Here is a 24,374-nt window from a genome sequence, read left to right as displayed (position 1 = left end):
GGCGGTCACTTGCGAGATGGCTGATCGCCTGCTTGACTCGAAATGTCAGTGCATACGCGGCTGACACGACACATCCCTATTCCAAGAATCTTTTGTCATGCGTGCTATTTGGCCCACGACAAACTGCCCGCCAATAACAAGACCTGTCGAGCCGCTCGTCAGGATCAACCTGGGCCCTTAATCGGCTATCGCTTGCCTGTCACGAAACTCGTGCAACGTCGTTGCAACGCATACCTGTTTACCCCAGGAGTTATAACTATGTCGCCAGAAAAAGCAGTGCTGGACATACAAGGACAGTTTCGGGTTTACACCGAGTTCTATCGCACCGACGCCGCCGCAAAGACCATCATTCTGGTCAACGGCTCACTGGCCACCACCGCATCATTTGCCCAGACCGTGCGCAGCCTGCATCCGGCTTTAAATGTGGTGCTTTACGACCAACCCTATTCGGGCAAGTCCAAGCCACACAACCTGCATGGCACGCCGCTGACGCGAGAACAGGAAGGCCAACTGCTGCTGGAACTGATCGATCACTTCAACGCCGAGCACGTGCTGTCCTTCTCATGGGGCGGCGCAGCCACGCTGGTGGCACTCGCGCACCGACCAAAGCGTATCGAAAGCGCGGTCATCAGCTCGTTCTCCCCGGTCATCAACGAGAAGATGCATGACTACTTGCGTCAGGGAATCACGCACCTGGGCGCACACAACCGCTACGACATGGGCCACTTGATCAACAGCACCGTGGGCAAGCATCTGCCGGAATTATTCAAACGCTTCAACTTCCGGCATATCAGCAATCTGGAGACTCACGAGTATGACCAGATGCATTACCACTTCAGTCAGGTACTGGAACTCGATCCGGACAATTACCTGACCGCCGGCAAAAACATCAACACCCCGGTGCTGTTCATCAATGGCGCTCTGGACGAATACACCTCAGCAAACGACGCGACCAACTTCTCCAGGTACCTGCGCGATTGCAGCTTCAGCACCATCGACGCCACCGGGCACTTTCTGGACATGGAACACAAGGCCGCCAGCCGCGACTCGAAACAGGTGCTCATGACATTCCTGCAACCGGAACACGTGCCGCGCAACGACTATCACCAGACCCAGAGCCACCAGACCCTGACCTTTTGAAAACGCGCAGAGAGCCACCGCCAGCTGCGGAATGTCTTCAGCGGGCGGTTGGTTTCAGGGCGGGGATCAGCAGAAAAAGCGCCACGCAGCGAAATTAGCGCTTCAAATCAGGGCAGGGTTCTGGTACAAAGTCAGCCGCTCAAAGCGCTTCTCAGAGCGGGTATAGTTTAGTGGTAAAACGAAAGCTTCCCAAGCTTTAGTTGAGGGTTCTTACTGGACAACCGCTTTTGTGAGCAAGCTTTTTATGTTATGCGGGTATAGTTTATTGGTAAAACTATAGCTTCCCAAGCTATCGAGGAGGGTTCGATTCCCTCTACCCGCTCCATCCCTTCCAAAGAAAAACTGTTTTTAATCAGATACTTCCGCTCTAAATCTCCGCGCACTCAATTATCGCCTATCCCCTCCTCGGCACACACGGCAGCAACGGTACGCCCCGCCAGACTGCAAATTTTTTGTGAGCGAAACCCAATTCTCGGCCCGCAGGCTCATGCGCCCACGACACCGTGCGCGGAATAATGCCCACCTACCTGTCACGCCGCCGCCAACCAGATTCAACGGAAACCACAGACCGGCAGACATTCGCTCTTCCGCGCTCAGTGAGCAGCCTTCCTAGCAATGAGTGAGACTGAAGAGGACGCGTGAGCAACTCAAGCGCCCTACAGGTCACCAAATCAAAAAGACGTCGGGAATGCGTTGTGACTAGGGGTACCAGTCAATGCGACGATCGACCAGCGCATGGGCATGGGCACGCCAGATGATCACATAGAGACAGAATACTTCCTGCCCAGTCGCAGACCATGAGAAAGGACTTAGTCGAACATGCTCAGCGTTAAAGGGCACCGACAAGCAAAAGGGTATGCACAGGCTGATCCGCGATCGTAATTCGAAATTACGCTGCCATTTCTCAGTTCTACCGCCCTACCACACTCTACCGCTCAGCACGCCGCGCCAGGGCCATGTAACTGACCGACAAGGCCGCCGAGCTGGGGTAGTCCCGTTCCAGCTTTAGAGACTAAAACTCATTGTGAAGCCTGAAGAAAATCAACAACCTATCAAATAGCATGTATCGATAGCATTTATCTATCGAAAATCGCGTGATTATTTACTATCCCTAGTGTATATGTGTATTCATACCACACATATAGGGACTAGTCAATATATGAGAAAATCGAATTTAATCGAATCTTTCACTCCAAGCGGCTCGTCCGTGGGCACCAGAAAAGAAGCGGAAGGCCAACCTCCAAAAGCTGGTAGTGGTTTAAAGAATGTGATCTTGATTCGCTGCGACCCGCCCCGCCTGTACGAAGCAGCAACCGGAGAACCTGTAGCCCCCTTCAACGCCTATTCACGCATCATCCACCGGATGCCCCGTAGCAAACGGTCGGAGAACGCAAACTACCAGTACATAGGCCACAACGCATTTCTTGTCGATTATCTCTACGAAGCCAAAGCGCTTGGCGCAGGGGAGATCGACCCGAAAGCTTTGAGTGAAACCCTACAATCCTATTTCAAGCTCTTGACAGAGGCTGCTGGCAGTGACGACTACCTGATCAGAGTCATCGCGACCCGGCTAGGCAGGAGCCCCATCACCATCGCCTCAGCTAACAAATACAAAGCCGCGGCAAACGACTTCCTCCGCAAGTACTCGGCACTGCTAAGGGACTCGCTATCGAAAGTAAACCTCCTTAACCCTGAGGAGAAAGTGGAACTGCCTGCAGAACTCATTGAGCTCGAACCTAGGGCACGTAACCGATCTGAGATTAGCAAGATGCGGTCGAACCTTATGGAGTTCAAACCCAAGCCAGATGAGATGTTCCGGCAGGCGATAGGCGGCCTTCAGGGCGGCAAGGCTCCCACGGATACGAAACGGAAAGACTTTCCGAGCGACCAGATCCTAGATCTTCTCAAAAGCCTTCCACCGTTAGAGCGGACTGTGGCCCTGCTCCAATGTGGGGGCAGCCTGCGGCAGTCAGAAGCGTGGGCCATGAAAATCTCAGACATCAAGGTCTCGGAGCGAACGCTGCTGGTGGCCGATCCGAATAATCGTCGCGACCCATCAGCGAAGGAACTGCCATATAAAGGCAGGGCCACTGCTCACATCTATATGTTCGAACCCTTTAAAAAGATGTTCTTTGAGTCACTGGCAGAATATAAGATCGAGCGCCCCACTTCAGACAGTGATTTCCTTTTTGTGTCAGACAGCCCTAACAGCTACGGCGCACCTCTACTGGAAGCACTGGAAGCCAACTCGTTAAATCGTAGGCTTAATCGCGCGCTGTTGAAAGCCCAGACTGAGAACAAAATGGCTTTTACTGAGCGTGGTGGCAAGCCTTATACATCCCACAGCTTACGGCACTTCTACGGCTACTGGGCAAGAAACTTTGTCTACATACCTGGTCGACCAAGCATAGGTTTGACCTTGGCCGAAATCCAAGTTCTGATGGGGCATGCCAATATCACTGCCACTATGATCTACGCAAAACTCGACCAAGAAATCATGATGGCCGAGATCGACGCGTCAGAAAAGATTAAACTGATTTGGAATAAAACAAAATCCATAGACAGCCTGCGTGCCGACTCCTACGAAGCCCTAGCGCGAGACTTGCGCAGGAGGCTGGCAGCGTGATTAATCTATTGACAGTGATAACTGTAGCAAACGCTAAAAAACTCGCAGCAGCAGCGTATATAATTTTCAACCTAATCATCAGTAAAATCAAATCAAAGGAAAACGGACTCAAAGAGAACTCTATCGACAAGCAGTATCACAAAAGAATTGCAATCCTAAAGTTATCTCACCTGAGACCACTAAATAACATATCAGAACAAGACCTGCAGATTATCTATGAAATATCCCAAGGGGTAGAATACGACAAAGCAGAAGACACAAAACTTTATCACAAACTTACCGGCTCAGATCCAGAATGGGCTGAAGACGTTTCGGGACTACGAGTAGTATTTAAAGAGTTTCTGTGCATACTGTGGTCAGAGGGTGTCGTGACGCTGCCCTACACATTTAATATAACGCACGCCTGGAAGAAAAATCCGGAATTTGAAGAGAAATATACGTATGGCTTCATCTGGGAGGTCGCGAAGGGTGTGAATTCTTTGGAGCGAGCCTCGCGTAACTGGCAGTACCGTACCAACTGGCATTCACCCAAAGACGTCGATTTCAACGAGCTGTGGTCGGCGGTTCCCGCCATGGTAGAGATTTACGGGAGCACAAAAAAGCATGGAAAATTCGCGCTCTTTAGCTGGGTCAATAGGTTTTCTACTTTACATCCCGAAATAATATCCCCAGATCAAGCCTTCTATTTAGAACGCTATCGAATGTACCTGGCTGCCAAGCGCACGCATGAAGGTGATGCGTCCCGATATACAAAGACATACTTGGAATACGTTAAATATTACGTCATGACACCTGAAGAGGCCAAAAGCCTGCCTACCCATGACAAGAAGCTGAGACGCTACAAAATCAGAAACATCAATAGGCAATACGCTCGGCCATCACCAAAGGCAATAGAAAATCGTCGTGAACAAAAGATAAAACAGCGTGCCGAGCAGTTGTTTTCGGAAGCCGGCGGAGCGGTGACCGAGGAAGGAAGTCTGCTGGACACGCTCAGCATGGCGGTGTCAGCAGAAGACTACATGCTGTTGGTCGAATTTCCGAAACGAAACGCCGACCTTGACTGGATATCGAATACGTTCTATCCAGGTCGACAGAAAGTTGAAATTATGGAGCACTATAGCCAGTGGATCCTAATGGGATCTAAATTTTTCAAGAAACTCCAAAAATCAAAAAGAAAATCACAAGGCTATATCGATGCCCAAGTAAATGATTTTCGATTCCTATTGGATTATGTATTTTGTTACCTGCCACTATGGAAAGAGCAGCACCCAGACTCTCGCATTGTACTCCCCGAGCGCATCGAAGATTTCGAGCGTATTTTGTACTGGTGCGACGACCTGATTGATGAAGAAACTGTTGAAGCAATAAGCAATTTAAAAGGCCTTGATGACAGCTTTGAGGTTCCGTTAACAGCTTTGCAGTTACGCAACACCCTTAGAACACAGAAATCTAATAAGCCTTTTATCAATGCGGTGCATTTGTTTTTTGAAACAGTGAGAACTTATGGCCCTAGATACGACATCGTAGACGGCAAATACTCTAACCCTGTCAATATAAAAATGGACTCAACAGGCAGCGGCAGCCGGTCAAAAAGCAACAAAATTCCCTTTCCACGCGAAGCGGCTATTATTGCTAAGGCTTACATGCATACGCTTGACTCAATAGGCGTCCAACTCAGAACCATGATTATTGATGGCCGGATCAGTGTTGAAAACGCCGCCATAATTAAGCGAAGTGATTGGATAGATTTGTCTGAACTAGGAATTACTGCGTTAGTAACCATTCAAAGGTCAACCAACCCAACTGAAAATCTTGAAATTCCGATCGACTCTATCCCCAACATTTATCATTGGTGGTACGGGGATTACTTTGTCCCTGAGGCCGAACATACAGAAATGATAACCTCGTATGTTCCGTGGCTTTCAAGCCTGAGAATGCTTGCGATTGCGTTATTCGCAGGCCAGAGGCTTCAGAATGGCCAGTGGCTAGACCTGAGGACATTTGACAAGGGTTTTGAGAGCAGCAAAATAGATGAATTTAATTTGTGTATGTTGCACATAAACACTGACAAATCCGGAAGCTCTCGGGACGTGGTGATTGATGGTCACGTAATGGAAAGCTTATTTGATGAGCGACGTTTTCAAACAGAGATCTATCGTATACCTCCAGGCCTCGTTTACTACGAAAATGATCCGAGAGATCCGCAAGGCTATGGTCAAATCTGCCCGTTGTTTCGCAGTCCATGGGGCGGAAACGATCTCCCGTTCGCTGACTCTACTTATTCAAATGAGTGGATACGTTTCTCCCAGGGACTTGAAGGGTTGTACAATTCGGTCGTATCACCTGATTCGCTTCACGCTTTTATCACACCAGGCAAAACAGGCGAAGATCTTGCAGTCCATGTGCCCCATGCTCTGCGAGCGACATGGATAACACATATGCGGATCTACGGGCATCTGGAAGTTACCATCGCGGCCCGACAAGCCGGCCACCGATCTGGTAACATGTCTGACTACTACACAATACTTCCTGCGGAAGAGCTTCTCGAAAATATCAACACGGCTAACAATATAGTTACCGAAAGTGCTTACAAGGCACTGATGGGCAAGATAAAGTCTCCAAACTCTCCTGGGAGCGCGATTGTTGAAGGCTGGAGCCAGGACAAACAGCAACTTATCAGAGATCAAAACTTCATTAGTAAACAATTCTATTTTATCAACAGCCAAGAAACCGGTCTTGATTTGATGGTAAAATCTGAAACAGTTCCGCTGTTCATGACCCACTGCATTTGCATGAGAAATGGTGATTGCCCTATGAAGTTGATGGAGTTTACACGCCGAGCTAGAACATGCAGTTTGTGTGATGGCGCAGTGTGGGGTGTAGACCATCTCCCTGGAATAAATGTTTGTATGAGACAGGCCCAACGCAAAAGCGAAAAAATTATTGAGAAGATTGTACAGCTCAGCTCAACTGATTTGCCGGCGGCAGAATTAGAACCATACCATTCAGATCTCACTATCACACGATACGAATTAGCGTCCTATACACGACTAGCTGATCAGCTCAATACATTTCTGGAGTCTGAGAACAGCAATCCCGGCTATATAAGCCGGTACCGGGATCTGGTTGGAGCAAAAAGGCACGCGGTCGACATGGCAAACCCTCGCCACCGCATCATTGCAGAAATATTGGATTCCGAAGCTTATCCACACTTGACGTCTGTCAACTACACTGCCGTAGTTGAGAAGATCGCCAAGTCCCCAGAACTCCTCTCGGCAGAATACCCCCAGCCTTCCTACTTCCGGCTCCTAGCCAACCAAATTGCGTCGATTCTTAAAGCCACAAACTGCACATTCGACGAAACTTTCGATTTGATATCGGAATCGATCCGAAAGTTGGGAGGCAAGTAAAAATGAGGAAGACTTCATCTCGCCCTGCAGATCAACTTAAAGTTGATAGATCCGGTCGAAAACTCCAGCTCACAAACACGCTATCCAAGACTCACGCTGTGCTGCAATCCTTCTTGAAGAACGGCGAAATCATCAAGAATGCCTCGATCCTAGCTCAAAGGGTGGCAGCAATTGTTGGCGTTGATCCTTCCTTATATCGCAAAAAGTCGACGCCTCACAAAGAATTATTTGACCAATACGCGGTTAAATTGTGTGTAAAACTTCCAAAATCAATACTCAATGCGAGCATTCCTGATGACGTAATTCGTCTCCAGCTAAGCGAGGCAACTCACCGTATAACAGTGCTCGAAAAAATACTGGGGGACTTGCCCCACCGAGCGCAACCAGTTGCCACCCCAGTAAGCAGGACAGACGCCAATCTATATTATTTTGAGAAAACCTGTCACTTGGTTGAGAAAATCCTACTTGAAAATCAATACCTCTATTTTGATAGTGGAAAATTAATGACGAGTGCGACAATGACCTCAATCCCCGCTGAGCTTTCAGACGCAAAGACCTGCAAACCATTCTTGGACTGGCGCCATGCAAGAACCAAAAATATTGGATCACTTAGCACAACTGAACTTGAGCAATCGCTTCGCCCTTCAGCTTCGGGAAGAGTTGATGAGCCTGATTAAAAATAGTATCCCTGTTCCTGTCCGCAAAGGCAGCATTGATCTGACCTGGCTTGCAGAGCGTATCGGCGCGACACGACAAATTTTTTATCCGGGGAGAGGAAGCTCCGAAGTTATTCAGCTTCTATCACTATTGAATCAGCACCTAAACAGCGGTAATCACCAAGCGACAAAGCCCTCTGAGCAGAATATTGAGTGTTCAAAGCTTCGAGTTGAACTGACCTTGGTGCGTCAAGAGAACTTAAACCTAAAGCAGCAGCTGCGTCTAGTACGTCATGAACAAGACATGATGCATGCGTCAGGAATAATGTTGGGTGATCTTGATTGAAAAAATATCTGATCAAGCGAATTTTTCATCGCCTCGACGGTATTAGCCTAGCGAGTTGCCACGATACAGGGAGTGATCGGACGGTATCTTTACGGTACCGCACCGCTGGGTTCGAACTACCTTTGGTGGCCGGGCGCATGTACCTGCTACGAACGAGTGCCCGTAGCAACGGGGTGAATTTGGTAGCAGTTCTGGAGTGCGGTGTAGACGCCTCGGGCTGGGACGAGCTTATCAAGAACAGTTTCTTTATAGACAGCTTTCACCTCCCCCCCAAGGCAAAGAAATTGCTTCTGTCACAGAGTCTTGGCTCGCGTGAGGTACTGCTTGAGTCTCTAACGAGCGGCGACATGCTTCCGTGGTGCAACGTACTCCTGGAACCCGAGCGCACTTTGCTCGGGCTTTCTTTTCAGGAAAGCCTGTCACGGTATCAGCGGATTAAGCGTGTGATGGCTTGGGGGTTAGCTCAAATCCACGCTGAGCGCTTTTATGAGACCTATGGTTCGCAGGCTTATGAATCATCATCAGCACAAGTGAAAGCCCTCCTCGCCTTCGCGTCACAGAACGAGAGGCGAGCAGCCCTCTCATCCACGGGAGCGAAGTTGTCGCCTGATCAGAGGACTGTACTTGAAGCCATGGGCTGGTTCCTGGAGCAAATTCGCGGCGAGCGCACGCTATTCCGTGAAACTGACGTACCTGTGAAGCTGAAAGAAGGGCTTAGGCTTAGCGCCAATGCCGGTTGGGTAATCACTGACGGCGATCACTATCAACTCAAGTCCAACGCTAACCTGCAAGTGGCTGTCCGCAGACAGCTTGAGCGCCTTTCGCGGAATTTTTTTCCAACCTATACCGCTGATGAAATTCGCTACAGTTATTCAAGATACAGCCAAGTCGTTGCGTCCTATAGCCATATTGATTACGAAGACGAAATCACCGCTGCCGTTAACTCCAGAATATCCATCATTCGCCCGCAGGACTTGAAGTGCCTTCATGAATTCATGGCCCAGTTGTCGGGGGTACTGCAAATTCTATATGCCTCGGCTCCACTGGTAGTCGTGTACTCCAGTGGTCTGAGCTCCATGCATGAACTTCATGCTGAAAAAGAACCAATCCCTTTTTACCGGCTGCCGCAAGACCTCCCCAAATACAGCACAATCATGGTTACCGATTGTGACTTGTTCAGCCTCAGCGATTTCCTGATCACCCTGCAAAACATCCCAGAAACCTCACGCCTGGTGCTCATTGACAGCCGTAGAACCAAGCCCGGAGCCACGCCACATTTCATTGATGAACTTGCCCGCTATTTCGCAGCTTTAGACGTCCAGCGCAACGTGATGCCTCAACGATTGACGCCCAATCAAGATTCGATCTGTCCGCAGGAGCCGTTCAATGTCCGCCATGCCGAGCAATGCCATAGAGGACATCCTGAAGAGGTCTTCGTCAGCGACCATCCGGCACTCGTTGATGCCATCAACCAGCGGCTGACTCGCACCCGTTCACCGATAGTTCTGGAGACTCAAGATATAAGCTTTAGAAAATATGATCGAGTCTGGCTCCGACCGGCATATTCGAGCAAATGGGATCCGTTTATCTGCACGTTGCACTCGGTCAGCGCAAAAGGATTATTCGTCGAAATGGATGGGCGTTTTTTAACGTTGTCCAAACAGCTAGTGCAGGATGCAGTCGTCGCACTCGGTTTCGCCATGTCCCCGACGGCGGCGGTACAAACCAGGGCGCTATCGGTAGTGTTGATCGCCTCAAGGCCCTATAAGGAGGAATGGATCGCCTACCTTGTTGCATACGGGTTGAAGGTCACGGACTCTTTCCCCCATGATCTAGCTCCGAGTAGACCGCTCACAAAGGGGCTGGCGTACCAGCGTTTAGCGCCCCTGGTTGAATAGTATGCCTGGGGGGGGTATCGAACTCATTCCTCATCACCATCCAACTCAGCTCACCTCATCCGTTAAATGTTGCCTTACACTGATACCTGAGATTTGCATCCCTGACGCACTTCACATGAGGCGCAGCCCTGGCCCAGAAGCTCAGTAGTCTGCCGTGTATGCCAACGGGTAAATGTGTCGCTTCTACCCGCGCTTTTGATTGCACAATTTAAACCATACGTGATAGCGTCGAACTTTCGATCAACCTGGATCGAGCGGTCGGCACGCATAGCCTCTGTGCATCAGGATTAGTTCACATCTCTTCGCACGCATTTCGACAACAGTCAGCGGGCAGCCGACACCATGACGTATTGGAGAATTGCTATGCGCATCCCGATTTATTCGGAAGATCTGCTCCCCCAATCTGGCTTCAAGCGAATCGCGAAACGAGTCCAAAAACTGTGGCCAGGCCAAAATCCGATCAGCCTATCATTCGCGCGTGAGCTTCTTTCAAAATGGCTCGGGTATAGCGATTACCATGATGTGGTGCAAAGCTCAAAATCAAGCTCGATCAAACCACTGAGCCCCTCCGAGAGCGAAGTGCGGACAGCCATAGCGTCGGCAATGCTGACTACGCTTAGTTCCAGCCATGAACCCACTATTGCAGCCAGAACGCTGCGGGTATTCGCAGAGGCATTGCCGCTCCAAGCCCTAGTCAGCTTCAAGCACCTCCAGCCGCAACCATCATCTGATACCCGCACCATTGGCCCCTCTAACGTCACTGCTGCCCAGAGCCTTCGGCACACTGAGGCCAAAAGTGATGCCCCGCCCCTCAAACCAGGTATCAAAAAAGCACCTAGGCTTGTCTCGCCTCGACGGACGATCAGTCCACATGAGTTAGAGGCAGTCAGAAGGGTGGTACAGGCCTCCGGCAACCTTCGTGATCAGAGCCTGTTTGCTCTCATTGAGACTGGGCTACGCTCGCACATGTTTCTTTCAGCCAAAGCCAATCTCGAAAAGCTTGATGACTCCAATCCTGGCTTCCTGATCCTGATTGATAAGCAGCGCCATACCGTTGTGCCCCAAAACACCAACGTCTTGGAGAGATACATCAGGTCTGAAAAATTAAAGACCGATGGCTATCTTTTTCCCTCCTCGAAAGCCCCTAATGAACCCATGTCAGCGCGGGAGTTCTCCGAAATCGTCAAGGGCTGGACATCAAAGGTAATCTCCGACGGTCTGCAACCCACCGCATATTCCATTCGAGCCGCAGTCATCGAACTTAGTTTGGGAAAACTCCCAGCTTATGACCAGTTACCCAAACAGGTGGGGCACCTCGAATCCGTCATGACCCAGCACTACCTTACGCCGTCTGACACAACACTGAACGGTGGTCATGCGCCGAAGACGGAGCCAGACGAGGCTGACTGACCGACGATCGACTCTTTGAAAAAATGGCCGGTGCCATTGGTTGAATAACCGCCCGGCCATGCTCCCCTTTTCTAGTACACCAACCGACTTCTCTATAACGGCATTTTTCATCGGGCCAATGTCAACCCAGCCTTCTGTCTTCTCACTCAATTCCTAAGGCGGAGGATGCTCTGGTCGCATCTACGCGCGACAATGCTGAGCATAGGTACCAGAGGCCAAATCTGGGACAGATTAAGCTGATGAAATTCAACTACTCTCCGAGCTGGGTAGGACATTTCCCCCTGCTTGTCCGCTTTACTTATGACCAGCCGGCTGGGGCTACGAGTCGCCAGGGCCGTGGTGACCGAAGCGCTGGCTCACTGAGCAGCGATACACAGTTATGAAGCGAGTACGCTATTTCAGTCAACGATTGAAAATTCAGCCCCCCCAAGGAAGTGATGATGCCAAGGAAGACATTGATATTTGGAAACGGCCTAGGGATGGCGCTTGATCCCCAACATTTTTCGCTTACCAACGCTATGGCTGATGTATGGAATGACCCTTTTGCCATCAGTGATGTGCACAAAGAGCTAATCAGTCAGTGCCTTGGTGGAAATGGCGTCATCCCCGCGCGGGAAGATCAGCTCGACCCACTGCACCTGGTGATCTCAGCGTGCAGGACGCTTAGTAGCATCAACATGTCACAGCGGATGAACGTTCACTGGTTATCGCAGGAAGGTCTGCAATTTCCGGTCGCAGTGGGAAACTACCTTCACAAGGTAGCCACCAGACTGCACCTTTACGCCCATGGCCTCCCGCAGGCCTTTCTGGAACCATTAATCGCGTTCGTTCGCCAGACAAAGTCACACGTCGCCACTCTCAACTACGACAAGCTTCTCTATGGAGCATTTCTAGATGCTGGCCTAATGGCGGGCTATTTCCATACCACGCTTGTGGACGGCATGGTTGCAAATGGCTTCAGCTCAGATGCACTGACGCGCTTATACAACAATGACTTTGGATACTACCTCCACCTACATGGCTCCCCTCTATTCTTTGACCACCATGGACTGGCCAGGAAACGTGATCGACATCAGCTCAACCCTTTTTCACCGGAAGGGTCTGATCACATCGTACTGACCCACGTTCGCCATAAGCGATCGGTGATTGGCGCCTCGACGGTGCTTTCCACGTACTGGAACTACCTAGGGCTCAGTCTGAACGAATCTCAAGAGATCATCGTGTTCGGGTACTCGGGGGATGATGACCATCTCAATGATGTGATCGCCGCCTATGCCCAGTCCAGACACATCGTGATAGTCGAGTGGAGCGGCGTTAATCAAACTGAAGCACAGAGACTTGCATTTTGGTCTCAAAAATTCAAAACCGGTAATTTCCACTTATGGCGCCTACCTAACGTTCTGACCTTCACGCAGTGGGATCACATTTATTGAGTTCGAGCGTCGGTGAAGGTCTGATCACTCCCTCGGCGCAGGGCCACATGATCAGGGTTGTAGCGGTGGTGGCTGAACGGTTTGAGTTCGATGAACTGATCGAGAAAATCATACTTTCCGTGAATAGCACAGGCCAAGATTTGAACCAGCTGTGGATCTGTGAAGGTCGACTTTCCCCGACCCAGCGTCGATCAGGGCTTCAGTTGCCCGCAGCGGCATCATGCAGTTTCGCCTGCGTACTCAGCCACTCCGCATACCCCATCACAAGCTCCCAAGCGATGGATCTGGCCAACTCGTACTCAGCCGGGCTCGGCTGTCTCAAGGCGCCGTCGGCTGTCCCTCGATGCCGACTGGCGGAGGTAGGTCTGTTACACACGGCTTGAAACTGGCCAAACTTGGAAAATTCTATCTTCAGGGCGTCCGCGACCTGATGGCGCTTCAGAAACTTTGATTCCAACGCATCCCAGATTTCGTACAGGTGAACAAACTCGTTATCTGGATCACGGAGAGAGTTCCGATGACTGGCCAGTATCCGAGCGAGAATCAGATCATCCGAGTGACTCTCCAGCAACAAAGCTTGCCGAGACTCTCGCTCAATGCGCTCCTGCTCCGAGTCCTCGATCACGACCCCATTCCTGATGATCTGAATTTCAAAATGATCGCTTATCGAGACAGAGGCATAGCATTCAAGGAAAATCTCTCGTTTGCCATCCGAATGCGCCACAGTCAGGGTTGGAGGGTGTGAAAACTCTACTGCTTGTTGGAGCCTGCGCTGGGCAGGTGCCAGCCTAGCCTGGATCGCGACCAATAATTTATCAGCAAGCGTTGCATCCGCCCGATAGACCTGCTCATCAAAATCTGCTGTGACCCTGCCACCCGCAGCGACAACGCTACCACCAAACTTTTCAAACTCCAGCAAGCCGTCAATCAGGCCTGCGGGGCTATAGCTCCACTCCAAGGTCGCCTTGCTGCTCATGTGTCACACTCATCGCCTGCCGAAGGCCGTTTCTAACGCTTCGCCAGTACAATGACAATAGCTGTCTCGCCCGGAAGCCATCTCGGCGTACAAAAGGCTACTGCGCATCCTGTCTCCAAGGGTTTTGTTCCACGTCATAGTACATAGGTACGAAGAGAGGCTGGAGTCATCGCGAAAGTAATTCTTCTAACAACGCTCGGGTCGATCATTACCGTTTCAGCCGGCATTGTCTGGATCAAAAGCACTGCATCCGCTTAACACTTTGAGCCTCAAGTTAGCCCATGGCCAAGCGGATCTGGATCGCGTGGTGCTACCATCGTACCCACACGTCCCCTACACAGAGACAGGATTTCCAATGTCAAAACTCGCAGAGTTCCGCCAACTCGAACGCCATCTCGCCGAGCAGTTAGCGGCGCTGGAAGCAATGAAAGGCGACAAAGGCCTTGAGCAAGAAATTGAATTTGAAACCAAATTGCGTGGCTTGTTGGGCGAGTACAACAAGAGCTTAAGGGACGTCATCTCGATTCTTGATCCTCTGGGCGGCTTCAAGCCAGGCACGGCTGCTGCCGCGCCGGTGAAGGGCACACGTAGGCCTCGCGCTGTGAAACTGTACAAGAACCCGCATTCGGGTGAGGTGGTTGAAACCAAAGGCGGAAACCATAAGGTTTTGAAAGAGTGGAAAGCTGAATACGGCTCGGACACTGTGGAGTCCTGGATTTCCTGATCGCTGGGCAGGCTTGCCCTGAGGGTGAGCTCTTAGCCTATGGGCCTCTGACTACTACAAACTTTGGAAGCCCAATGAAGCACCAAACCAGCCCAGTCCATCTCACACCAGATGAATTCGCATCGATGATGGAAGAGTTCGATCAAGCTGGTGCGTGGATGCAGGAACAGCTTACGCGCAACGCTCAAGCTGTCCTGCTCTCAGAGCAATGCTGTAAGAATAGTCAAACGCCCCCGCCCGGCCCAGCCGAGCAGGTGTGAAGAGGCCCCAAAACAGTCTGCTAATGTTTGGGCTTGGATTTTAGCAATCCGATTCTGTCTGACGCTGCGTAGCTGATGGAATCGGTGAGCTGGGCCTGCATGTCTTGTAATTTTTCTTCAAGCGCCGGGTGGCGACCGGCCTCGCGTAAGGCTCGAAGGACTTCGAGCATCTCGACAGCTTCTTCGACAGTCATCTGGATATCGCAGTACACGCTTCCGCTCATCACTGTCTCCAACCTCTCCAGTGGCGTAATTCAGGATATTTGAGAAGGCGAGGTGCCTTGTTCTGCGACATTTGTACAGCGCGGCTACGATTCGCGAAGCACGTGCCTTGCGAAGACCATCAGATCATTGATGCCACTACACTGTGATCTGTCTAGGTGTATGCCAGTGATACCTACTTCGCGTGGGCCATGACAATCACAGCGCAGTGAATCACCCACCATGATGACTCTGTTCTCACCAAATCCATTGTCAGATTCGACGCCTATCATTTCGCAGGTTGACTGATACATCAGTGGGTCTGGCTTAATCAGGCCAATTTCATAGCTAAACCCGAATGCATCCATGGTCGGAAATAACGTTCTGACAGCGCGACCGTATGGGTACGCAAGGTTGCTGCAAACTGCAAGCAGGAGACTACGCTCCTGCAGCAAAGCGACAGCTTCTAGGGCATCCGGGTATGCCACGATGGAGCTAATTTCTTGCTCAAGCATCTCTTGAATTTCAGCCAACCGTGCAGGGTGGACGTTGATGCCCAGGTGATCAGCCGCTTCGGACAACCCACCGTTAAACCTCATCAATTTTTTTGCATCGTCGGCCCTCGGACGACGTCCGTGCCGAATCCCTTCCTTCAAAAGCTGTCGATATGGATGTCTGCCAGGCTTGATTTGCAAAATCGTCCCGAAAGCATCTAAAAGCACAGCTTTGTATCTCATCATTCGTCACCTTGTTCCGAGGGAAGGGGTCGGGCACTCAATGAACAGAACTTACGAAGTTAGCGTGGTATCACTCAGTCGCAACTGGGCAGCGCTCACCACGGAAGCGTCCGCCTTCTTCCTAAAGCCTCGGCCCATAAGTATGTAGATAGTGCCGGCGGTTTCGAAAACCCCATCTTGGTTGTAGGACGATGCAAACCCAGACATGACGCTGTCCCCACCGCGAAGCCTGTGGCTGTTATCTATCTGGACGTGGTGAGCGTACATGATCATAGGCTGCATTGGCTCCGGAAGCGGCACAGCCCCATCTGGACTGAACATATCAATCAGTACCCAGCCCGAAACCGCGCACCAAGGCTTACCTGAGGCCCGAAGCTTTTGCTCGATCGCAGAAGCGGCCCGTGAAGAAGCTCCTGCCATAGACTGACTTTCTAGAGAGATCATTTCGAAGAATGGTAATAGCTCCATTGTCATTCTCCGGGCAGCGTCAGCAGGTCGCAGCCTGGCGCAATCAGTACGTACGCGCTGCCTGTGAGGGTAATTGCCACAAGGTGATCTGCAATTTCGATAAACTCCAAGACATCGGATGTCCGAATCAAACGACCATTTCGGAACCGATCTTTGTGGTCAAAATAAACTCTACCGACCAGGCTAAACCCCTCAATCTCAGGCTGGTGCAAATACGCGGTGATAGCCCGCCCAAAACTGATCCTTGAGGCTGCCAACACCTCGATCGGTACGAACGCTCTTATAGCCACTGAGTTAACCCTTCCCCTGCTCGGTGACGATAACGTAGTGATCCTTTCCGCAGACGCTGCGCAACATCACGAATTCATCCTTGCGGAAAAGTAGCGTGACAGGTGGTGTGACCACTGTCATGCCATCCTCAGTGTTACCCGATAGATCGAAATAAGCCTGAGCAGCATACCTGTCGCCTATCCGCGCTGCGCCCAAAAGGTATGCGTCTATGGTTACACCCCAGTCGATGTTGCTGGCCACCAACACCTGAGACGGAACCGCCGGCGACGGAGATAAACTCGAAATCTGCCTGTTAGTCATGTGGTGATCTCCACAATCTTGTCCGGGTCGAATCCCGTTTCTTCGCCGGGATACCCGCGCTGATTCGAAATCAACCGACATTCGCCAAACAGGACATCGATGGATCGATGGGTGTGGCCGAAGATCCACACATTGGCCTTTTCCACTAATGACTGCCAGCGATTGAAATAAGCTGCGCTGACGTGACCATCATGCTCATCGCCGGCAGCTTCTGAGATCGGGCAGTGATGGCTCACTACCACCGTTGTCCCCTCAAAAGGTGTACTGAGCTCTCGGTCAAAAAACTCACGAGTCGCCCGATTCTTTGCAATGAGGTCAGCCGGGCGAAGACGGCGATAATTGGCATCTGCGCGGATCATCTTGAAGTCATTCATCACACTCGCGCAGGTCATCGATGCTGCGACCACATCGCCCGTCGCGGAAAAATCCGTCCACCCCGTTCCGACCAAAAATCTGACATTGCCATGAGTCCACGATTCGTTCTCCAACACGTGGACATGATGCGCTGCAGCGGCCTTCATCTTGCTCAACGTGCGATCAAGGTGGCCTCGGTATAGCTCGTGATTACCGCAGCAATAGATGACCGGGCAGGTAAACGTCTCATTCGCCCAAAGTACACCTCTGGTATGCAGATCGATGTCTCCTGCGAGCACGACTAGGTCGACCACGTGCTTTGAAGCCGGAAACGGTGAGAACTCATTGTGCAAATCAGATAAAACCAAAATTTTCATGACAACTCGTGGGTTCGCTGGACAGCTTGGTGTGCCGCTGATATGCGCTTGCTGGCCCAGTAAGCGAGAGCCACCAATGATCGGTTTATGGGTATATTGAACTGACCACTAAGCCTCTCAGCCCAGCCCCCCATAAAAGGTTTTCGCGTTTGCTCCACCTATTGGAAAGGGACGCGCGCCTGAGCAATACCAGCTCTGCTCACGACAGAAGTCCCCTATAAGCAACTATATACAGTGGAAGGGGACTAGGCAACATGGCTTTATCGTTAGCTTTGGGGAAGCTCCATGAACCTTAGGCTTGCGATCGGCGCAGTGCTTCGCACGCTACGCAGTAAAGAAAAGCGAACCAGGGAAAGCCTCGCCGAAGCTAGCAGCCACACCTACCTGGCAAGATTGGAACACGGAAAATCAGGTATCACCGTTGAGAAACTTGAGCTTATTAGCGAGACCTTCGGGATCAGCCCCCTGACATTTTTGACCCTCGCCCTAGCGACCAGTAAGGGGGAGACGATTGACAGTCTTCTACGTCAGACGCGCACCGAACTCGACGAATTCGAGGCCGACGGTGGACTGGACACGATTACCAATCAGGTCAAGGACGGTAAGCTGGTCACACGGCTCCCCGGCAGACAGATCGACTCGCAACGGCTGGAGAATGTCCTCAAGTGCAAAGCCCAAGGGATGACCCAGAAAATGACTGCAGAATCGTTGGGGATCAGCAAGCAGACGGTCAATAAGCTCTGGACGCGGGGCAAGGAATGAACCGCTATACCGATTCTCATATCTTGTTGTTTATTGAGCGTGTAGTCCTTCAACTTTCATTTCGTTGAGCACCCGCTGAGGTCTGGGACTACAGAAGGTAGGAGTAACTGAAGAGTGAACGCCACCGATCAACCAGATCCAGCTCAACAACCTGACAGTGGAATGAGCGAGCAACAACTGCAAGCAACCGCCGCAGAGCCAGATGCAGCAACTAATAGCGAGCCCAATCTCTTTGATTTGGAACTGGCGTCGATCGAGGACTTCCAGCAAATGAAGATAAGCCGCCTGCTGGAGACCATCGACACGCTCGAATTTTACTCGCTTGACGCCCATTTCAGCGCTCTGTCCAAACAGGCACTTGCCGAAGGTCAGCGGGGTGTTTATCTGGCTTATAGAGTACTGATGGTGGTGTGCTCGTACCATTTTTCCGTTGATCGCCATGATGCCTTCGGGCCAAGGCTGACCAGAGACGGAATGCGCTTTCCTAATCCTGCAGACATCGCCGGTGAGCAAAGCCAGGTACTCGCCGCTATTGCGGAGAATATCGATCATCCACTCATACGAGCGTGGGTTGCTGACGTAGCGTGGACAACCACAAAAGCCTCCACAAATGCGCTGGCCTAGCCATCGAGGCGTACTGCGAGGCAATCGAGTTCTACCTCGCCGATAAACTCTCCTTCAGCTACGAACCGCCCTCCGGCTTGTCCTCCGAAGTTGTAGACCTGATCCACCGGGTTTTTATATCATCGCAAGCACCGGAAAGCGGAAAATTCCCCCTGAGGTTGCTGTTGCGTAAGCGAACGGTGAACCCGCCTACCGTTATCCCAAATTAAGGGCGATGGTGTCCGCCTATTTTTAAGCGGACGCGATAGCCCTTAAATGCGCCAACGAAGCTCTTACCCCAAGTCGTTCAAAGCCCAGGTTGTCCAGGAATGCCTGCAACCCGGCGCCTCCATTTCCAGCGTTGCCATCAGTCATGGCATCAATGCCAACGTGATCCGTAAGTGGCTGCCACTTTTCCGAGATCAACCACCCGCAATCCTGCCAGCGTTCGTTCCGGTACCCCTCCCTCCAGCCCCTTCACTGCCTGCGAAACAGTAAAGCAGCCGTAACGCACACCGTCCTTAGCACGCGCTGCGACGTTCAAAAAAACGACAGTATTACGCTTATTCCTGATAAATCTGAAAAGGTCGATCAGGTGGGCTCATACAAACGGTGGCCTGCAACATACCGCACTAGGCAGGCGGCAACTCAGCGGGTAGCTCCCCGGCTCGCGCGCGGTCAGCCATGCTCACTACGCAGCGCTCGATGAACTGAAGCTCCTGCGTGAGCTCAATGGCGCGCTTTTCGAGCGCCTTCAACCCTTCCCCGTGCTCCTTTTGTACCTCTTCAGGTGCTCTGGCGAGTCCTGCCAATTTCCTGCGGCCCTTCTCGATTTTTTCATTCACCTCTGCAAGGTACCTTTCTCCGAAGTCCTTTTTTTTGCCCATGAAAAGCTGGCATTCCAGTAAACGGATCGCGTCATAGATTTTCAAGACCTCACCACTGGTCTTGGAGTGCACAAAGTTCAGGCTTCCTTCATCAAAGGCGTGATGCTCCTGGTTTTGGCCGCCCCAGTTCACCAGATCATTCTTGATGAAATTGAAGTGCGATAGGTCGTAGTCAATGAAGGGTTCCACAAGCTTGAAGGTGTACTCCAGACTCACCTGCAGGTACATACTCTTCTTGAGCTGCGATTTGTTGAAGTTCGCGGTGACCTGGACGCCGTTCTCTATACAGAACTCCAGTACCATGGACTCGAACCAGATCCGGCAATACAGCAATGCTTGCCGAACGTCGAAGACCGACATCGCCACGTGCACCTTTTTCTGAAAACCACCTGCGTGATCAATGACCACGATGCCTTTATTCGTATAGCTGAGCACATGGTTGGCGTGCTGGTCGCATTGAGGATGACGGTCAGCGATGATGCAGAAGCGCTCCCAGAAGAGGCGATCATGGGTGGTCACCACCATCTGGATCCGGCGCAGGTAAGTGTCATTGAAAAACAGATCAATGATGTTGGATCGGTGATCTGTGTCGATCGCATTGACGACGTCATCAAAGACGATGAGCGGAAAATTGTTTTTCTCAGCCATCGCCAGAAGAATCGATAAGCCCAATGCCCTCAGATGCCCCTCGCTGAGCACGGCAAACGCATCCAGCAGAGATCCGTCCACGTTGGTAATCTTGATGCGGTAGCTCTCCGTGAGCCTTTCAAAGGTCAGTGTCTCTATCTGCTCATGGTCATCGTCATGATTATTGATCGCGCGGTAGTACTCGGCAGCCTTGGCTTCGATCCCTGTGATGCGCGCTTTTTCGAGCTCTAGCTTGTAACCTAGCAGGTCGCCATACAGCGTTCGGTATTCAGCCTCAAGATCCTTGAGCAACTGGTTGAAGTGGCTGTTATCCACCGAGTCATTGAGCAGAGCCGTTCTCTGCCCTATCAGCGCAAGCATCCTGTCATTGGCGTCTGTGAACCCGGTTAGCGCCTGGGTTTTGAGGTCAAACTGTCGTTTCAGCGACTCATCGACCTGCTTGAGGTGTTCGATGAGCGCATCCAGACGAGCCGCTTGAACCTCCGCCTGATCAACCTCCCGTTGCCTGCGCTCGCAGGCACGCAGATAGGCCTCGATCTGGGCTGTACTGTCAGCACCGAGCGCGATGAAAGCATTGAGGACAGACGCCGCCACTGTCGAGCGGTCAGTGGCCGTATGGAACTCTGTGAGCACCGCTTCCAATACGTCCATCGCCACTGGGCAGGGTACATCGGCATAGGCATTGGCCTTCACGGAACTGACCCCGGTCGCGATCCTTGAAGCCCAGAGGACAACTTGAGTATCATTTTTCTGTTTGGATTGCTTCAGGGCCTCCAGAGCCCCGAGCGCCTTGATCTGATCACGCGCCCTTTCAAACGGGTTCACCGTGACTTGGTCAAGGGGCGTCAAACAGGCGGGACAGGTCTGCTCAGACGGCTGTTCGGTGGCTTCCAAAGCTTCCAAGGCTTCAAAAACAGCGCGATAGTTAACGTCACTGGCCCTTTGCAGAAACAGTGTCTCGATCTGCGTTTTGCGGCTGAGCAACCGCTTGGCGATGGCAGACGTACGCGCAACATGCTTGATGGGAATGACCACCGGTGCTTTGGCCGCTCGCAGTCGCTCGGCCCCACGGATGTGCATGTCTATCGTCTTGCGCAGCCGCTGTACCTTTGGACGAATTTCGAAATCCTGATCGGCCCGCAGCCCCAAGAGCTGACAGGTTTGCGAAATCGCAGCGTAGAGATCTGCCCTGTGCTTGCTCCGCACTTGGCCAAGCTCTGTTCGTGCGCGTTCAAGGTTCGCCAGGGCCTCGGCCTGGTCGGCACGCATGAATGCCTTGAGCGTAAAGCTGTCAGGGCGCACGAATCGGGAAATGACTTCCTGAAGCTCTTCCAGGCCGAACAAGGTCGCCAAGACATCACTTTCGCCACTACCAGTGTCCTTCGAGCCCAGCAGCGAAAACTCCTGAAGGCGATTGCGATCAATGAAGCAGCTCGACCAACTGATACTGGGCGCAATTTTGAGCTTATCCGTTCCCAGGAGAGCGAGCTGGGGCTTGGTTTCTCCTCGTGCAATGTACTGCTTGACCTTGGTCTTGCGCCTGGCGGCTTCCTTGATGTCCCCAGTGGTGCAAATTTCGATGGCTTCACAGAGCGATGATTTGCCGCCGCCATTGGGCGCGTAGAAAATGTTTTTCAGCTTACTGAATCGAATGAACGTGCCTTTGTCGTCGGCACCAAACTCGCCAAAGCCCCGGAAATTCCTGACGCGCAGGTGATCTAACGCCCTCAAGCCCGAGGGTGGTATCCGATCCAGTTCAGGCCTTTTATCGAGCACTTTCTTGAAGCGAGCAGCGACGCGCTGGTAGTTACGACCCAGCAATTGATCCGACGCAGTGGTGATGTGTGACTTGATGTGGTCGGAGTAGCGGCCCTTGCTTTGGTTGGCCTGGTACATACACCAGAGAAGCACCAGGTACGCATCAGTACGCCCCTCAAGGTTCTGCCTGGCAAAACTTAAAAGGTACTGACTCATTGCGCCTCCTCCCTGGTATGCATCAGCGTAACCGGACTGGCATCAGGAAGCCATTACCGAGCGTTGTGGATGGGCCGCTGTCCGGAAAAACTTGGGCGGTCTCATACAACATGGGGGATGCACCCAACCTGACTCGCAGCCCCAGTTACAGAGATATTGATCCCATAGTCTGATCCCAAACCCGGTTTGACGCCCGGTATACTCAGGACAAATAGTGCTGCATCAAAACGCCGTTCAAGCCTCCAGCACCCATTTTTGATAATACCGAGGAAGCACCATGCCAGTTGACGGGCCTCTACCTGGGACGGGTGATCAGCACGACATCAATGCCGATGCAACACGTTGCCTGATGGCTCGACATCCCAAGAATTGGCGAGTGCAAAGCCTGGAAGGGACTGACGACTATGGCTATGACTTCCAAGTGCAGACCACGCCGAATCAACAAGCGACGGATATTTTCCGTATCCAGCTTAAGGGCACCCGCTCTCCGAACCTGACGGCGGATGGCGAATACATTTCGGTGTCTCTGAAAGCCACCACTGTCCGCTATTACGCCCGAGCCGTAGAACCGGTACTTCTGGTGATCTGCGACCTATCGGTGAACGAAGATCCTGTCGACTGCCCCCTTTACTATGTTTGGCTCAGGGATGAGCTGAATCGCATCTCGGTCGACGATCTGTCCGCTGAACGCAAATCCGTCACCCTTCGTGCGCCCACAAAGAACGTACTAACAATAGCTACGGATCTCTCGGAGGACATTCGCCACCAGAACGAACTGTCTCGCATGGGGCATATCCTGAGTGAGCGCGCAGAGCAAACACACCCAGGGATGCAAGCAGATGACCGCTTAACCCTGGTTCAGGGCGTGGTAAAAGGCTTGGCTGCACGAGGCTCCGCACTGATGAACGCCTTGGCAGGCCCAACGGAAGACTACTGGGTCAACCCAGCTCGCGGCACGCTTGCCTGGAACTTGACTCAGGCCAAGGCAGATCTACAGGTCACCGCGCTGGATCGAGCGAAGATCCAGCTCGATGAGGCAGAGCCAAAACTCGAAGGGTCGGCCACCCTTGAGCTCGCAGAATATTGGCGCCTACGTGGCAACTGGCAGGTTCAAACGGGAGATAACAGAGCGGCAGTCTCTTCCTACCAGAACGCGTATGAGGTAACGCCGCTCCCCAAGTTCCGAGCAGCCCAGGTGGAAGCGGAGATCCGCATCCGATTCGAGAACGATAGCGACTCACTTGCAGAGCTACATGATTTACTGGAGGGTGAAGATCCAACCATCATTGCCATTCGCTCCCGGCTGCATGCCGTGCAAGGGCATTACGAGTTGGCCGTTGAGCAGGCGAATTTGCTTGCGGAACCTCAACGCTCTTTCGCCAGAGCGTTTGCACATTGGCTGTCTGAAGAACCGGCAAATGCCCTGACGGACTGCGAGGCGGGCCTTGAAGCCTGTGACGCGTCCGATGACATTCGTGAACTGTTGCTGTTGCTTAGGGCCCGAGCCAAATTTTCCCTCGCAGTGGCCACCGCCACTACGCCGCGACGTGAATCTATCCCACCCGCAGGTCTTCCAGGTGTAGACCTTCAAAAGCTTGAGGAAGCTTGGGTTGCGATTAACGATGCTGTCCTGTCCATAAAGGCATCTGGCTGGGGCTCCAACATAGAGCAGCTCGTCGACATCTGGGGGGGCCACAGCGTCGGCCCTTGGCAAAGCAGAGTCGATACTTGCAGACCTGAAGGATGCAGCGCAGAAGCGCCCGGACTTACCCCATATCCATGAGGTCTTGCGGGGCATTGCGGGTCAATTGGCGGACTTCACCCTCGCATTGTCGGCAAATGATCAGTTGCCCCACTCACCTGACAAGCAGTTCTGGGGCACGCTTCTGCTCT

The 24,374-nt window shown here is 52.0% G+C and carries 21 protein-coding genes and 1 tRNA gene; 15 read left to right on the top strand and 7 right to left on the bottom strand.

The window, feature by feature from the left end; translation table 11 throughout:
• The first annotated feature begins 258 nt into the window (after positions 1–258).
• From ABJ99_RS07195 to ABJ99_RS07160, 9 genes are all read left to right on the top strand, one after another.
• Positions 259–1,140 carry an alpha/beta fold hydrolase gene (locus ABJ99_RS07195; RefSeq protein WP_054085233.1) on the top strand — a complete coding sequence of 294 codons (882 nt, stop codon included), beginning with the start codon at positions 259–261 and terminating at the stop codon, positions 1,138–1,140.
• 251 nt (positions 1,141–1,391) lie between these two features.
• A tRNA-Gly gene (locus ABJ99_RS07190) sits at positions 1,392–1,465 on the top strand.
• 882 nt (positions 1,466–2,347) lie between these two features.
• Entirely contained in the window at positions 2,348–3,766 is a 1,419-nt protein-coding gene (locus ABJ99_RS07185) for a tyrosine-type recombinase/integrase (RefSeq protein ID WP_230080995.1), read from the top strand.
• Positions 3,763–7,176 (top strand): site-specific integrase, encoded by a 3,414-nt coding sequence (locus tag ABJ99_RS07180; protein WP_054085232.1) that lies wholly within the window; start codon positions 3,763–3,765, stop codon positions 7,174–7,176. Before ABJ99_RS07185 ends, ABJ99_RS07180 begins: the two co-directional genes overlap by 4 nt.
• Before the next feature lie 2 nt (positions 7,177–7,178).
• On the top strand, positions 7,179–7,853 hold the full coding sequence (locus tag ABJ99_RS26735; protein ID WP_080378062.1) for a hypothetical protein: 675 nt from the start codon (positions 7,179–7,181) through the stop codon (positions 7,851–7,853).
• Positions 7,840–8,178: a hypothetical protein gene (locus ABJ99_RS07175; RefSeq protein ID WP_229610940.1), complete on the top strand. Its 339-nt coding sequence runs from the start codon at positions 7,840–7,842 to the stop codon at positions 8,176–8,178. The genes ABJ99_RS26735 and ABJ99_RS07175 overlap by 14 nt, the downstream gene beginning before the upstream one ends.
• Positions 8,175–10,076, top strand: a complete 1,902-nt coding sequence (locus ABJ99_RS07170; RefSeq protein ID WP_054085231.1) for a hypothetical protein — start codon at positions 8,175–8,177, stop codon at positions 10,074–10,076. Before ABJ99_RS07175 ends, ABJ99_RS07170 begins: the two co-directional genes overlap by 4 nt.
• Before the next feature lie 363 nt (positions 10,077–10,439).
• The gene (locus tag ABJ99_RS29035; protein WP_230080994.1) at positions 10,440–11,486 is read left to right on the top strand and encodes a site-specific integrase; all 1,047 of its coding nucleotides are present in this window, start codon (positions 10,440–10,442) and stop codon (positions 11,484–11,486) included.
• Between the two features lie 440 nt (positions 11,487–11,926).
• The gene (locus ABJ99_RS07160; protein ID WP_005755336.1) at positions 11,927–12,919 is read left to right on the top strand and encodes an SIR2 family protein; all 993 of its coding nucleotides are present in this window, start codon (positions 11,927–11,929) and stop codon (positions 12,917–12,919) included.
• 199 nt (positions 12,920–13,118) lie between these two features.
• On the opposite strand, the gene ABJ99_RS07155 is transcribed toward ABJ99_RS07160, so the two are convergent.
• Positions 13,119–13,895, bottom strand: a complete 777-nt coding sequence (locus tag ABJ99_RS07155; RefSeq protein WP_054085230.1) for a hypothetical protein — start codon at positions 13,893–13,895, stop codon at positions 13,119–13,121.
• A 355-nt stretch (positions 13,896–14,250) separates the two neighbouring features.
• Here ABJ99_RS07155 and ABJ99_RS07150 point away from each other — a divergent pair, with 355 nt between their 5' ends.
• The gene (locus tag ABJ99_RS07150; protein WP_024678831.1) at positions 14,251–14,619 is read left to right on the top strand and encodes a histone-like nucleoid-structuring protein, MvaT/MvaU family; all 369 of its coding nucleotides are present in this window, start codon (positions 14,251–14,253) and stop codon (positions 14,617–14,619) included.
• A 74-nt stretch (positions 14,620–14,693) separates the two neighbouring features.
• The gene (locus ABJ99_RS07145; protein WP_054085229.1) at positions 14,694–14,879 is read left to right on the top strand and encodes a hypothetical protein; all 186 of its coding nucleotides are present in this window, start codon (positions 14,694–14,696) and stop codon (positions 14,877–14,879) included.
• Positions 14,880–14,899: 20 nt separating this feature from the next.
• Here ABJ99_RS07145 and ABJ99_RS07140 read toward each other — a convergent pair whose 3' ends face one another.
• From ABJ99_RS07140 to ABJ99_RS07115, 5 genes are all read right to left on the bottom strand, one after another.
• Entirely contained in the window at positions 14,900–15,103 is a 204-nt protein-coding gene (locus ABJ99_RS07140; protein ID WP_054085228.1) for a hypothetical protein, read from the bottom strand.
• A gap of 84 nt (positions 15,104–15,187) precedes the next feature.
• Positions 15,188–15,820: an HAD family hydrolase gene (locus ABJ99_RS07135; protein ID WP_080378061.1), complete on the bottom strand. Its 633-nt coding sequence runs from the start codon at positions 15,818–15,820 to the stop codon at positions 15,188–15,190.
• Positions 15,821–15,868: 48 nt separating this feature from the next.
• Complete coding sequence (locus ABJ99_RS29755; protein WP_375232685.1) at positions 15,869–16,237, bottom strand: DUF6957 family protein; 369 nt, start codon at positions 16,235–16,237, stop codon at positions 15,869–15,871.
• Between the two features lie 342 nt (positions 16,238–16,579).
• On the bottom strand, positions 16,580–16,876 hold the full coding sequence (locus ABJ99_RS07120; protein WP_054085225.1) for a hypothetical protein: 297 nt from the start codon (positions 16,874–16,876) through the stop codon (positions 16,580–16,582).
• Positions 16,873–17,607: a metallophosphoesterase family protein gene (locus ABJ99_RS07115; RefSeq protein WP_054085224.1), complete on the bottom strand. Its 735-nt coding sequence runs from the start codon at positions 17,605–17,607 to the stop codon at positions 16,873–16,875. Before ABJ99_RS07115 ends, ABJ99_RS07120 begins: the two co-directional genes overlap by 4 nt.
• A gap of 285 nt (positions 17,608–17,892) precedes the next feature.
• On the opposite strand from ABJ99_RS07115, the gene ABJ99_RS07110 reads away from it, so the two are divergent.
• From ABJ99_RS07110 to tnpA, 3 genes are all read left to right on the top strand, one after another.
• On the top strand, positions 17,893–18,369 hold the full coding sequence (locus tag ABJ99_RS07110; RefSeq protein ID WP_054085223.1) for a helix-turn-helix domain-containing protein: 477 nt from the start codon (positions 17,893–17,895) through the stop codon (positions 18,367–18,369).
• Between the two features lie 114 nt (positions 18,370–18,483).
• Positions 18,484–18,993 carry a DUF7380 domain-containing protein gene (locus ABJ99_RS07105; protein WP_230080993.1) on the top strand — a complete coding sequence of 170 codons (510 nt, stop codon included), beginning with the start codon at positions 18,484–18,486 and terminating at the stop codon, positions 18,991–18,993.
• Positions 18,994–19,248: 255 nt separating this feature from the next.
• A complete protein-coding gene (tnpA, locus tag ABJ99_RS29750) occupies positions 19,249–19,470 on the top strand; it encodes an IS66-like element accessory protein TnpA (protein ID WP_080378060.1) in 222 nt (73 codons plus the stop codon).
• Positions 19,471–19,604: 134 nt separating this feature from the next.
• On the opposite strand, the gene ABJ99_RS07100 is transcribed toward tnpA, so the two are convergent.
• The gene (locus ABJ99_RS07100) at positions 19,605–22,481 is read right to left on the bottom strand and encodes an AAA family ATPase (RefSeq protein ID WP_054085221.1); all 2,877 of its coding nucleotides are present in this window, start codon (positions 22,479–22,481) and stop codon (positions 19,605–19,607) included.
• Between the two features lie 277 nt (positions 22,482–22,758).
• Between ABJ99_RS07100 and ABJ99_RS29030 the strand changes: the two genes are divergently transcribed.
• Positions 22,759–24,264, top strand: coding sequence for a DUF4365 domain-containing protein (locus ABJ99_RS29030; protein WP_230080992.1), 1,506 nt, complete (start codon positions 22,759–22,761; stop codon positions 24,262–24,264).
• Positions 24,265–24,374 lie beyond the last annotated feature (110 nt).

Origin of the sequence: Pseudomonas syringae pv. cilantro, assembly GCF_001293775.1 — a bacterium.
Lineage (GTDB): Bacteria > Pseudomonadota > Gammaproteobacteria > Pseudomonadales > Pseudomonadaceae > Aquipseudomonas > Aquipseudomonas syringae_P.
The sequence above is the reverse complement of the archived record's forward strand: the minus strand, read 5'-3'. Positions and strand labels throughout refer to the sequence as shown.